6 protein-coding genes are annotated in these 13,417 nt (G+C 59.9%); 3 read left to right on the top strand and 3 right to left on the bottom strand.

Annotation, left to right across the window (positions count from 1 at the left end; genetic code table 11):
- Positions 1 to 44 precede the first annotated feature (44 nt).
- Positions 45 to 2,903 (bottom strand): ATP-dependent Clp protease ATP-binding subunit, encoded by a 2,859-nt coding sequence (locus tag VL598_RS14530; protein ID WP_325327431.1) that lies wholly within the window; start codon positions 2,901 to 2,903, stop codon positions 45 to 47.
- 122 nt (positions 2,904 to 3,025) lie between these two features.
- Complete coding sequence (locus tag VL598_RS14525; protein WP_325327430.1) at positions 3,026 to 3,232, bottom strand: hypothetical protein; 207 nt, start codon at positions 3,230 to 3,232, stop codon at positions 3,026 to 3,028.
- A 280-nt stretch (positions 3,233 to 3,512) separates the two neighbouring features.
- Here VL598_RS14525 and VL598_RS14520 point away from each other — a divergent pair, with 280 nt between their 5' ends.
- Both VL598_RS14520 and VL598_RS14515 read left to right on the top strand, forming a co-directional pair.
- Positions 3,513 to 3,800, top strand: a complete 288-nt coding sequence (locus VL598_RS14520) for a hypothetical protein (protein WP_325327429.1) — start codon at positions 3,513 to 3,515, stop codon at positions 3,798 to 3,800.
- A gap of 273 nt (positions 3,801 to 4,073) precedes the next feature.
- Positions 4,074 to 5,519: an NAD-dependent succinate-semialdehyde dehydrogenase gene (locus VL598_RS14515; RefSeq protein ID WP_325327428.1), complete on the top strand. Its 1,446-nt coding sequence runs from the start codon at positions 4,074 to 4,076 to the stop codon at positions 5,517 to 5,519.
- 37 nt (positions 5,520 to 5,556) lie between these two features.
- On the opposite strand, the gene VL598_RS14510 is transcribed toward VL598_RS14515, so the two are convergent.
- On the bottom strand, positions 5,557 to 6,843 hold the full coding sequence (locus VL598_RS14510; RefSeq protein ID WP_325327427.1) for an MFS transporter: 1,287 nt from the start codon (positions 6,841 to 6,843) through the stop codon (positions 5,557 to 5,559).
- A 1,067-nt stretch (positions 6,844 to 7,910) separates the two neighbouring features.
- Here VL598_RS14510 and VL598_RS14500 point away from each other — a divergent pair.
- The coding region (locus tag VL598_RS14500) for a trifunctional serine/threonine-protein kinase/ATP-binding protein/sensor histidine kinase (RefSeq protein ID WP_325327425.1) at positions 7,911 to 13,417 on the top strand (5,507 nt) is incomplete at its 3' end.

Raw genomic sequence — 13,417 nt, 5'->3', positions numbered from 1 at the left:
CGATTGCGACCGTGCCGGTGGCGTGCAACGTACCGATGAGCGCGTCACGGACGATGACGTGCAGAGTGGGCCGCGGCGTCGCGATGTCGTTGTGGCGGTGGCTCGGTCATCAGGTCTGGTTCTTTCGATTCCTCTCCAGGCGAGCGCGCATCGGGCGGCTCTTTATGGACCCGTACGGCATTCGCGCTTGCATCGTAGCTCATGAGTACTTTGTCCCCTGAGCGAACGTCATCGCGCAAGAGGGCATCTGCGAGTTCCGATTCCACGTCGAGACGGATCTTGCGCTTGAGCATGCGCGCACCGAATTCCGGGTCATAACCAATAGCGGCAAGGTGATCGCGTAACGCGTCATCGAACGACAGGTCCAGCCCTTGTGTCATGGCGATATGACGTACGCGAGCCAGTTGCAAATCGACAATGCCGCGAATCTGCTCCCTGCCGAGCGCATGAAACACGACCACTTCGTCGACACGGTTCAAAAACTCCGGCCTGAAATGATGTCGCAGTACTTCCAGCAAGCGAGCGCGCAGTGCCGGGTAATCGAGCTGCTTCGAGTCGGCCCTCATGTTGTCCTGAATCATCTGCGAGCCGATGTTGCTGGTTGCGATGATGATTGTGTTGGTGAAATCGACGAGGCGCCCTTTGCCGTCGGTCAGCCTTCCCTCATCGAACAATTGCAGGAGGATGTTGTGCACTTCCGAGTGGGCCTTTTCGATTTCGTCGAGCAGGACGACACAATATGGGCGACGCCGCACACGTTCCGTCAGTTGGCCGCCTTCTTCGTAGCCAACGTATCCCGGCGGCGATCCGACGAGTCGCGCAACGGTGTGCCGCTCTGCGTACTCACTCATATCAATGCGCACCAGCGCGTTTTCATTGCCGAAGACACAGGTGGCCAGTGCTTTGGCCAGCTCCGTTTTTCCCACGCCCGTTGGGCCGAGGAATAGGAACGTGGCAATTGGCTTGCCGGGTTCGCTCAGGCCCGCGCGCGAGAGGCGAACCGCCTTCGCCACAGCGCTCACGGCTTCATCTTGGCCGATCACGCGTTCTTTTAGCCGTTGCTCTAGATGAAGTAGCTTCTCCCGGTCCTCCTGCGTCAGTTCTGACACCGGCACACCTGTCAACGACGAGACAATCTGGGCGATATCTGAGGCGGTCACGCTTTGCGAACTCGTGCCGCGCTGCTTTTTCCACGCTTCGGTGGCCTCGCGCAGTCGCGCTTCGTCGGCGACGAGTTTTTCCTGCAATTCTTTGGCCTTGTCGAATTGCTTTGCGGCGGAGGCTGCGTCTTGTTCCTGATGCAAGCGGCGAATGTTCGTCTGGATATCGTGCAATTGTTCCGGACGTGAGCTTGACAAAATCCGCACACGCGCCGCGGCTTGGTCGAGCAGATCGATGGCCTTGTCAGGCAGGAAACGCGCGGCAATGTAGCGGTCTGACAGCTTAGCGGCAGCCTGGATCGCCTCTTCGCTAATTTTCACTTTATGGTGTGCCTCAAGCCGATCGCGCAAGCCTCTCAGGATCTCGATGGTTTCCTCGACGCTCGGCTCAGGCACGACGACCGGCTGGAAGCGGCGCTCGAGCGCGGTGTCCTTTTCAATGTACTTCTGGTATTCGTTGAGCGTTGTTGCGCCGATCAGATGCAGTTCCCCGCGAGATAGCGCCGGCTTGAAGACGTTGCCGATGTCGAGGCCGCCTTCGCCGCCACCCTGTCCGGCACTGACGATCGTATGAAGCTCGTCGATAAAAATGATCAGGCGATCCTGGTGCTCGACGATTTCATCGAGAACTTGCTTCACGCGTTCCTCGAACTCGCCGCGGTATTTCGAACCAGCTACGAGGCTATTGACATTCAATTCGACAACCCGTTTGCCGCGCAGCACCTCCGGCACCTGATCTTGTGCGATGCGCTGAGCAAGACCTTCGACGATGGCTGTCTTGCCGACACCGGGCTCGCCGATCAAGACGGGGTTGTTTTTCCGGCGACGGGCGAGCACTTCGATGGTCGTTTCAATTTCCTTGTCTCGACCGATCACCGGATCGAGTTTGCCCCGTTTTGCAAGTTCGCTCAGGTCCCGAGCGTACTTGTCGACCGTCGGCGTGGCCGAGCGACCCTCCAGCTTGCCTTCCTCCGCGCCTTTGCCCACGACCTTGGCGGTCTTTTGCCTGAGCGAGTGGGGAGACAATCCGTACTTTCTAAGCAGGTCACCGGCGAAGCCGTCTTCTTCTTCAATCAATCCGATCAAAATATGCTCTGGGCCCACATAGCTGTGCTCGAGTTCGCGGGATGCGACGAGCGCATGCTCGAGCGCACTCTTGGCCCGGGGGGAGACGCCGATCTCCGCCGCGTGTTCGATCGGCTTGCCCCGCGGAGCGGTCTGCTCGATCGTCTTCTTGAGCTCCTCGGGGTCGAGCTTGAATTCATGAAGAATCTCGCGTGCGACGTTGTCCTCGGCGACCGATAGCAACAGGTGTTCCGTATCGACCTCCGATTTGCCGAACTCGGCGGCTTTTTGCGCCGCGGCTTGCAATCGATCAAGTCCGCTCTCGCTCATCAGCGACTGCAGATCGACGGCTTCCCGGGCTCTGGCACGACGCCGTCGGTGAGCCGCAGGGGGCTGCGGTTCGTCTTCCGATGCGCTGGCCGTCGTTTCGCCGGCAACGTCCCCGGCAAGTGCGCCGGGGCGCGCGGCACGCCCGCGCTCAAAGGGCCATGTCTCGTCAAAAAGCCCTTCGAAGAGTCCGCCGTGAAAGAGGGATTCAAGCGGCGACCATCGCTGCTGATTGCGTGCCATGAACTCCATGTAGTGTTCATCGCATAACATCAGCTGCCGATGTTGACCGTTCTCGGTAAGGGTAATTTGCGACGTCGCAGGCTTGCCGCAAATGCTGCAGTTGGCCATGACTTGCTCCTTTACAACGGCTTCGGGATTCACTTGCCGGCAGTACGAACGCTCGGGGAGCGGCACAGCGCAGCAACTCGCTTCAGCAAAAATGGTGGTATGGGCCCCGCTTATCGTTGCGCTTATCGGATTGCCCATTCAGACATGTAGGGTGCGCGGTCATAGGCTCCGCAATAAGCACGCCAGTCGATGATCAACCGGTCGGCGTATTGATTGGCCGGATTGGCCGGATTGGCCGTCTCGATGAGAGGACGTTGCCAATTCTCGCGATGGCCGAACCCGATGAGCACTTCGACAATCGTGAAGTCTTGGCGATCGCCGTTGCGCATTGCGCCGAGGCACTGAGCGGCGCCATGTCGTCGATGAGTGATTAGAGCCGCTCCAGCTTGCCTTTCCGCGATCTTCGGAAGGGTGAACGCTTCGGAGGACAGACGAATGCTCGCCCTAGAGTAAGGGTTTACCCTAGTCAAGCGAATGAGCCACGTTGCCGTTATCTCAGACATAACAAAGTGCTTTGCGCGCAACGCGCGTGCGTGCGTGCGTTGCGGGGCAGGTGTATTGCCGCTTACATCCTAAATTCGAAGTTTCAGGCGTTCGAAGGAGAGGCAGGTGGAGGTCCAGAAAGTCGATATCGGGGCACTCGAAAAAGCCGTCAACACGTTAGTCATTCGTCCGCGCTTACTGCGGCGCGATTATTGGGTTTCGCAAATCGACGGCCTGCTTGAGCGTCCGAGCATATCGGCCGCGGACCGGCAGCGCTTGTGTGCGTTGCTGACTTTGCTCGGTCCAGCCAAGCCGGACCCTGTGGCTTCGGAAAAAGACAATGTCCACTCGGAAGGTTGCGACGAACGCTTGCCCGTGACTGGTGACTGCGCAGATCTACAACGCGCGTTGTAACACCGTATAACGCAACACATCGCTATCGGTAACGCCTGGGCTAACCAGGCAAACCGCTGCACAATGCGCCCAGGGACGTATCCTCGTCGACTCGAGGTTGGCCAACCGGAGCGTACTCAAACGAAAGGCCCGCGATCCCAGGATGTGCGCTACGCTGCCTAAGCAGCTCAAATTCTGCGAAAGTTACGCTCCGCCCGGCGCTTTGCGCGTAGACCATGAGTCTGGCGTCCACGGCGCGACGGGCTGTTCCCTGATCGAGAACCGGAGATAAGCATGGCGAATGAAGGGTACGCAGACACACAACTTCTTATTAACGGCGAGTGGTGCGACGCAGAGAGCGGTAAGACGATCGATGTCGTCAATCCTGCCACCGGCAAGGTGATCGGCCACGTGGCACACGCCGGCACAGCCGATCTGGAGCGCGCGTTGTCCGCGGCTCAGCACGGCTTCGAAACCTGGCGCAAAGTCTCGGCGTACGAGCGCGCGGCTATCATGCGCCGCGCGGCGTCGCTCGTGCGCGAGCGCGTCGACGCGATTGCGCGGCTGATGACGCAAGAGCAGGGCAAGCCGCTCTTCGAAGCACGCGCCGAAGTAACGGCCGCCGCCGACATCATCGAATGGTTCGCCGACGAGGGGCGCCGCGTTTATGGGCGAATTGTCCCGCCGCGCAACCTCGCCGCCCAACAAACCGTTGTCAAGGAGCCGGTTGGCCCGGTCGCGGCATTCACGCCATGGAACTTTCCGGTCAATCAGGTGGTGCGCAAGCTGAGCGCCGCACTGGCCACCGGATGCTCGTTCCTCGTCAAAGCGCCCGAAGAGACACCGGCGTCGCCGGCGGCGCTGCTGCGTGCGTTTGTCGATGCCGGAACACCAGCCGGGGTCATTGGGCTTGTGTATGGCGATCCGGCTGAAATCTCCGCTCACCTCATTGCGCACCCGGTTATCCGTAAGGTGACGTTTACGGGTTCCACGCCCGTGGGCAAACAGTTGGCAGCGCTTGCCGGCCAGCACATGAAGCGCGCGACAATGGAGCTCGGCGGGCATGCTCCCGTGATCGTGGCAGAGGATGCCGATATCGCGCTGGCCGTCAAAGCCGCAGGGGCTGCGAAGTTCCGAAACGCGGGGCAGGTCTGCATTTCGCCAACGCGCTTTCTTGTGCACAACAGCATTCGCGAAGCGTTCACGCACGCGCTCGTCGCGCATGCGCAAGGACTCAAGGTAGGCGATGGTCTCACCGATGGCACGACGCTCGGGCCGCTTGCGAACGCGCGTCGGTTGAGCGCAATGGCGAAAGTCATCGAAGACGCGCGTGCGACAGGTGCGACGGTCGCGACCGGCGGCGAACGCATCGGCAGCGAGGGCAACTTCTTCGCGCCGACGGTGCTCACCGACGTATCGCTCAACGCCGACGTGTTCAATAACGAGCCGTTTGGCCCCGTGGCCGCCATTCGGGGCTTCGACGCGCTCGAAGATGCGATCGACGAAGCCAATCGCCTTCGCTACGGCCTCGCCGGCTATGCGTTCACGCGTTCGTTTAAGAATGTGCACCTGCTCACGCAGCGGCTCGAAGTCGGCATGCTCTGGATCAATCAGCCGGCGACGCCTTTTCCGGAGATGCCGTTCGGCGGCGTAAAGGATTCCGGTTATGGCTCGGAAGGCGGCCCCGAAGCGCTGGAGGCCTATCTGGTGACGAAGTCGGTTACGGTCACCGCGGTGTAAGCCTCGTGCCGTGCGCGTGGCGCACGGCACGTCCCGTTCAGGCGGCGTTTGCGGGTGTGCGATCCTTGCGCGACTGGAATCGTGCGACGCGCATCGCAAGCACGCCGCATGCGGCGAGCAGCGCGAACGAAAAGGCCACGACGCTCGGCCAAGCGCCTTTTTGCCAGAACCACCCGCCCCACGAACCCAGTATGCTCGAGCCGAGGTAATAGCTGAGCAGGTACAGGGAGGTCGCGTGTCCTTTGGCACCATCGGCCAGTTGTCCGACCCAGCCGCTCGCCACTGAGTGGGTCATGAAAAAGCCGATGGTGATCATGATGATGCCGATTACCACAGGCAGCAGTTCGTGAGCCAATGTCAGTGCGAGTCCGAGAGCGGCGGTCACGACGCCCGCGATCAGAATCGGGCCTCGGCCAAACCGATCCGCGAGTGCGCCGGCACCGGAGGCGGACGCAATGCCGAACACGTAGGCGCAGAAGATCAGGCCCGTTTGTGTTGCGCTCAAATCGAAGGGCGGCGCCATGAGGCGAAACGCTGCATAGTTGTAGATCGTCACGAAAACGCCCATGACGAGGGCGCCGATGGCGAAAACAGCGGGTAGCGTCGCACTCGTCAAATGCTTGCGCCACAGCGCGTAGTGAAGTGCGGGACTCATGTCAGTGCGGCGCACGAAGTTACGCGATGCGGGCAACAGCAGGACAAAGGCGATGGCTGCAGTGACGTCGACGATACCTAGCGTCAGCATCGCGGTGCGCCATGACAGATGGTCACTCAAATAGCTCATGCCGACCCGCCCCATCATGCCGCCGAACGCCGTGCCGCCCACATACAGTCCCATTGAGAACCCCAACCCCTGCGGCGCGATTTCCTCGGCCAGATAGGCCATCGCAACCGCCGGCACGCCGCCAAGTGCCAGGCCTTCGAGCGCACGCGCAACCAAAATGCCGTGCCAGCTGGGCACGATGGCGGCGCACACGTTGAAGCCTGCGGCGAGCGTCATCGAAGCGAAAATCAGGCCGCGCCGGCCCCAGCGCTCGGAAAGCGCGCCTGCGCAAAGAATGGAAAACGCAAGAAAGCCCGTTGACGTTGATAGGGCGAGCGAGCTTTGCGCTGCGCCCACGTCAAACTCCCGCGCGAAGAGGGGAAGCAACGGTTGCACACAGTAAAGCAACGAGAACGTCGAAAACCCGGCAAGGAACAGGGCGAGGCTGATGCGGCGATAGGCCTTTGAGCCGGGGACGACGCCGCGCGAGGGGCTGAGGGAGGCGTGAGCGGGCGGGGTGAGTGACCGAGGGGTTGAGGGGGCGGGTGTATCGGAGCTCATGTTTTTTTAGACAGTGCTTCGGGCGATCAACGACGTTTCGCCCCGATCGGCCGCGCGGGACACGGCAGTCAGCGCGCAGAGCCGCTTAATCGCTAAATGGAAGGACATAAGTGGCGTCCACCGCCGCTATTTTATGGGCGTCGCGAGAGACCTGCAGTCAGGCGCTACATTCGCGTTTGCATCGAACGAACCTGACGCATTGCGTTTTTGTCTGCGATGTGAGTGATGGTGGCCTGGCACAAGGCTATGTGACTTTTCATGCTGATTTCACAGGCCGATCTTCGGGCTTGCATTGCACCAATTTGGGGGATTGGGTTTATACGACTGATGATTGATTTGTTTAAATTCCGGGAAAGGTGTTATTGGTTGGATGCGCTTGGTTTGACGCGAGGCGCGGACCTATAGAGTCATCCAAATCGAGGAGGTCATCATGAAAAGCAAACTCATTGCGCCACTGCTGCTGGCGACCTTTGGATCACTTGCGGCGCCTGCTTTTGCAAGCGGTTATGGGCCGGCGCCGTTCTACAATCCAGAGGTGGGCGCGCCAGCGTCGCAACGCGGGCCAAGTGTGCAAACGCTTGCAGCGCAGCACGATGGTGATCGCGCTGTAGGACAGCATCGGGCCGGCGCTCAGGGCTGCATCGCGGTTAGCGGTACGGGTGGCGGTCGCTCGGCATCGGGTGATACGGCCGCGCCGGCCGGTAGTGACGATCTTAGTCGATGCCATTGAGTGGATTCCCGGGTGCCGCGTTCCCGACGCTGGGCAGACGACCGCTAACATAAACCGGGGCGCCGTCGAGGGGTGGCGCTACGTGGCAACCGCTTCGCTTTCGATTTTTCCAGCGCCGCGTCGCTGCGTTCGACAAATGGCCCCCGACTCCCCCTGGCATGCTTTTGGGCCCGGTATTCTGCGATCTGCCGACGCAGCACCGCAGCGTAAGGTGTTTCTTTGCCACTCGGTCACGGTGCTATGCTGTTGACCGATGCAAGGAGAGGGTGAACGGCGATCGCCGTATGCCCCGGTTGACTGGCCGCTGAGAGCATTGGCACTTAGAGGAGTTCCGTAGGTGAACCCATCCTCCTTGTTCGGCGCTGATCAGGGCCAAAGTGCTGAAGAAGTGTGGTGGCACGACGGCGAACGTGTCGCCTGCAAAAGATGGCGCAATGATGTAAACCACGACCGGCAGGCCATACTGGCCGTCTTTCCCACCACAGAACACCCGACTCCTGACAGCCTCAACCGTCTCGCCCGTGAGTATGCGTTGAGGGACGACCTCGACGGCGCATGGGCGCTCCGGCCCCTGGAATTGGTGCGCGAGCACGGGCGAACCGTGTTGCTGCTGGAGTGCCCTGATGCCGAGCCGCTTGACCGTCTGGTCAAGCCGCCTATGGAGGTCGCGAAGTTCTTACGACTCGCCGTCGCCTTATCGGCTGCAGTTGGCCGCGTACACGAACGTGGACTGATTCATAAGGACATCAAGCCGACCCATATCCTCGTGAGTCCGGCAGTCGATCGCGTCTGGCTGACGGGCTTTGGTATCGCTTCACGTCTATCACGAGAGCGCCAGTCGCCCGACTCTCCGGAGTTCATCGCTGGAACGCTGGCTTACATGGCGCCCGAACAGACGGGTCGGATGAACCGCTCTATCGATTCCCGAAGTGATCTCTATTCGCTTGGAGTCGCCTTTTATCAACTGTTGACCGGCAGTTTGCCGTTTTCGGCTTCCGACCCGATGGAATGGGTTCACTGCCATATCGCAAGGAAGCCGACGCCACTGAGCGAAAGGCTGGAGAGTGTGCCGGCGCCGGTTTGCGCCATTGTCATGAAACTGCTCGCGAAGATGGCTGAGGAACGTTATCAAACGGCAGCCGGCGTCGAGCGCGATCTGCAACGCTGCCTTGTGGACTGGGAAACGCGGCGCAGCATCGATGAATTCCTGCTTGGCCAGCACGATACGCCGGATCGGCTGCTGATTCCCGAGAAACTGTATGGGCGAGCCTCCCAGACTGAGCGTTTGCTTGCCTTATTCGAATGTGTCGTAGCGAGTGGCAAGCCGCAATTGGCGCTCGTTTCCGGTTATTCGGGGATCGGCAAGTCGTCTATCGTGAATGAGCTGAACAGGGTACTCCCGCCACAGGGTCTCTTTGCTTCGGGCAAGTTCGACCAGTTAAAGCGCGATATCCCGTATGCCACGTTGGCGCAAGCGTTTCGAAGCCTTGTCCGTCGGCTACTGAGCAAGAGCGAAGCCGAGGTGCGCACGTGGCGCGACGCCTTTCAGGAGGCGCTCGGCCTGAACGCATTACTCATGGTGGAGATCGTCCCTGAACTGAAGTTCATCATAGGGGAACAGCCACCGGTTCCCGTTCTTCCGTCACATGATGCTCAAGGACGCTTCCAACTGGTATTGCGGCGATTCATCAGCGTTTTTGCGCGACGGGAGCATCCGCTTCTACTTTTCCTCGACGACTTGCAATGGCTCGACGCGGCAACGCTCGATTTCCTTGGTGACTTATTGATCCAGCCCGACGTGCGGTACCTGATGCTAATCGGTGCCTATCGAGACAACGAGGTGGATTCGAATCATCCGCTGATTCGAAAAATCGAAGCGATGAGGAAAGCCGGCGCGGTAGTGGAAGATATCGTCCTCGCGCCGCTCACGCGAGAAGACCTGGGGCAATTGATCTCGGACACGCTGCGCTGCGAGCCGCTGGGGGCGGCCTCGCTGGCGCATTTGCTGCACGAGAAGACGGGGGGTAATCCGTTTTTTGTCATCCAATTCCTGTCGTTGCTAGCCGAGGAGGGGCTACTCTGCTTCGACCATCAAAACGCACGGTGGTCTTGGGATCTCAGGCGGATTCGTGCCAAGGGCTACACCGATAACGTTGTTGACCTCATGGTCGAGAAGCTGCGCCGGCTTCCGAACGAAACGCAAGTTGCCTTGCAGCAGCTTGCTTGTCTCGGGAACAGTGCTGAGTTCACGCGCCTCACCATGGTGTATGGGCATTCAGAAGATGAATTGCACACTAACCTTCGCGAAGCGATCGACGCTGGATTGGTCCAACGCTGCGACAATGCCTACCGATTCGTGCATGACCGTATCCAGGAGGCAGCGTATTCGCTGATTTCGGAGGCATCGCGCGCGAGCGCCCATCTGCGATTAGGGCGTCTTCTTGCGTCGCATACTGTTCCCTGGAAACGCGCAGAGACTGTCTTCGAAATCGTCAATCAGCTCAATCGTGCGTCTCTCCTCATTCAGTCAGAAGAGGAACGTAGGCAGCTTTCCGAATTGAACTTGATGGCTGGCAGACGCGCCAAGATTTCGACTGCCTATACCTCGGCGCTTTCGTATCTGCGCGCTGCCCGCGCGTTACTCACCGAAGAAAGCTGGGACAAACACTACGTACTGAGCTTTTCCACTGAATATGAAACGGCCGAGTGCGAATTGCTGACCGCAGACGTGGCGGCAGCCGAAGCCCGGCTTCTGAGGCTGGCACAACTTGCCCAAGGCGGTCACGACGTTGCCCTCGTCGCGCGTTTGCGCGTCATGCTGTACAACACGTTGGGTCGGACTGAGCGTGGCGTTGAGGTATGCCTTGAATATCTGAGGCGCACTGGCAATGACTGGTCGCCTCATCCGACCAGCGATGAAGTCATGCGCGAATACGATCGTATCTGGTCACAGATTGGGAACCGCTCAATCGAGGAACTGATTGAACTGCCCTTGATGACGAACCCAGACGTCCTCGATACGCTCGACGTCCTGGCGGAACTCGTGACACCGGCGCTCTTTTCCGAAGAGAACTTCTGTGCACTCGTCATTTGCCGCATGGTGAATCTCAGTCTCGAGCACGGCAACAGCGACGGGTCCTGCTTCGCTTATGTAATGTTCGCCATCATCGCTGGGCCGCGTTTTCTAAATTACAACGCAGGATTCCGATTTGGCCGATTGGGATATGACCTTGTCGAGGCGCGGGGGTTAAAGCGCTTCCAAGCGCGTACCTATGTGTTCTACGGAAACGTCATCATGCCTTGGACGAGGCATGTCCGAACGGGCCGCGATCTGATACGTCGCGCCTTCGATGCGGCGAACGAAATCGGGGATCTTGCCTGCGCCGCGTATAGCCTGAACCACCTGATCACCAACCTCATTGCGGCGGGAGATCCGCTGGCGGAGGTACAACGTGAAGTCGAGCATGGCCTTGCGTTCGTGCAGAAGGTTCGGTTTGGAGTCATGATCGACAACATCAGCACGCAACGTGCGTTTGTCCTGACGCTTCGTGGATTGACCTCCAAATTTGGCTGTTTCGACGATGACTCATTCGATGAAAATCGATTTGAATGTCACTTGGCGAGCAATCCGCGTCTAGGGCTCATCGAGTTCCGATATTGGGTGAGAAAGCTGCAAGCGAGATGTCTTGCCGGGGAGCATGCTGCTGCCGTCGATGCCTCTTTGCGAGTGAAAGGGCTTCTGTGGAGATCGCCGTCGTTCTTTGAAACGGCAGAGTTTCACTTCTACAGCGCGCTTGCGCACGCAGGATGCTGGGGTTGCGTCTCAGACGACCAACGACAGCGGCATTTCGACGCATTGGCTGCGCACCACAAGCAGCTCGAACTATGGGCGCAGATTTGCCCCGAGAATTTCGAGAACCGGGCCGCACTGGCGGGCGCTGAAATCGCCCGCATCGAAGGTCGCGTGGTCGATGCCGAGGCGCTCTATGAGCGGGCCATTCGCTCGGCCCGCGCGAACAACTTTGTCCATAATGAGGCGCTCGCCAATGAGCTTGCGGCGGGCTTCTATGGGGCGCGCGGTTTCGAGCAGATCGAGCATCTCTATCTGCGCAACGCGCGCTACTGCTATCTACGCTGGGGGGCCGACGGCAAGGTGCGGCAGCTCGATCATCGCCATCCGCACCTCGGCCAAGAAGTGCCCGTGCCCGGCCCGACGAGCACCATCGGTGCGCCGATCGAGCACCTGGATCTTGCGACGGTCATCAAGGTGTTGCAAGCAGTGGCGGGCGAGATCATCTTGGAAAGGCTGCTTGACATCGTCATCTGCGCCGCGATCAAGCATGCCGGTGCCGAGCGCGGGCTCTTGATTCTTTCGCGGGGGGCGGACCTGTGGGTCGCGGCGGAAGGCACAACGCATGACAACGAGATCAAGGTGGCGATGCAGGAGCTGCGGGTGACGGCAGCCATGTTGCCGGAGTCAGTCCTGCACTTCGTTTTGCGCACGCAGGAAAGCGTCGTGCTCGACGATGCCGCGGCGCACGACACGTTTGCCGACGATCCCTACCTTCGTCATCGCCGAGCACGTTCTGTTCTCTGCATGCCATTGATCAACCAGGCGGCGCTCGTCGGGGTGCTCTACCTTGAAAACAACGTGGCCACCCATGTCTTCGCGCCGGCGCGCATCGCGGTGCTCAAGCTGCTCGCTTCGCAAGCCGCGATTTCGCTCGCAAATTCACGGCTTTATGACGATCTTCGCGAACGGGAGTCCAAGATCCGCCGATTGGTCGACGCCAATGTCGTCGGCATTTGCACGTGGGATCTCGAAGGTCGGGTTCTCGAGGCCAACGACGCGTTTCTGAGCATCGTGGGCTACGACCGTGAGGACCTGACGTCAGATCGAATACGCTGGACGGTCCTGACGCCGCCCGAATGGCACGCCAGCGACGCGCGGGCCGTTCAAGAGATCAAGATGACGGGAACGGCGCAACCGTTCGAAAAGGAGTATTGGCGCAAAGACGGCAGCCGCGTGCCAGTGTTCGTTGGGCCGGTGAGCTTCGAGGGGCGCTCGAATCAGGGCGTCGCTTTTGTGCTCGATCTGACTGAGCGCAAGCGGGCCGAAGCCGAAGCACGCGATAGTGAGCGCCGCTATCGGGAGGTGCTGATGGAGCTGGCTCACGCAAACCGCGTCGCAACGATGGGTCAACTCACGGCCTCGATTGCCCATGAAGTCAACCAGCCGATTGCGGCGACAGCTACCAACGCCGAGGCGGCGCTGCGTTGGCTTGCGCGTGAACCACCGGAACTGGACGAGGTGCGTCAGGCGCTTGCAAACATCGTCAAGGATGGCTATCGAGCCGGCCAGGTCATTGGCCGTATCCGCGTGCTCATCGAAAAAACGCCGCCACGGAAGGACCGCTTGCCGATTAACGAAGTGATTCGAGAGATGATCGATCTCACAAGGGGTGAAGCGCTCAGGCACGGCGTTTCGGTGCGCTCGGAGCTCGCGGACGGTTTGCCGCTCATCGAAGCGGACCGAGTCGAACTACAACAAGTCATCCTCAACCTGATCGTCAATGCGGTAGAAGCGATGGGAGCTGTCAGCGAAGGGGAACGGCAATTGCTCGTGAGCACCGAGAAAGATGAGCTTGGGGGAGTGCTCGTCGCGGTCAGAGATTCTGGTCCGGGCCTGGAGCCGGCGGCTCTTGATCATGTCTTTGAGGCCTTCTACAGTACAAAGCCGGGCGGCTTGGGGATGGGGCTATCGATCTGCCGGTCCATCATTGAGTCTCATCACGGTCGACTGTGGGCGAGCGCGAACATGCCCCAGGGTGCCCTGTTTCAATT

Origin of the sequence: Trinickia sp., assembly GCF_035492435.1 — a bacterium.
GTDB lineage: Bacteria > Pseudomonadota > Gammaproteobacteria > Burkholderiales > Burkholderiaceae > Trinickia.
This window is presented reverse-complemented; position numbering and strand designations above follow the sequence as displayed.

Bases quoted from the DNA above. Each gene is read 5' to 3' on its own strand.
- VL598_RS14530 (WP_325327431.1), bottom strand. From the start codon at position 2,903: ATGGCCAACTGCAGCATTTGCGGCAAGCCTGCGACGTCGCAAATTACC.
- VL598_RS14525 (WP_325327430.1), bottom strand. From the start codon at position 3,232: ATGCGCAACGGCGATCGCCAAGACTTCACGATTGTCGAAGTGCTCATC.
- VL598_RS14515 (WP_325327428.1), top strand. From the start codon at position 4,074: ATGGCGAATGAAGGGTACGCAGACACACAACTTCTTATTAACGGCGAG.
- VL598_RS14510 (WP_325327427.1), bottom strand. From the start codon at position 6,843: ATGAGCTCCGATACACCCGCCCCCTCAACCCCTCGGTCACTCACCCCG.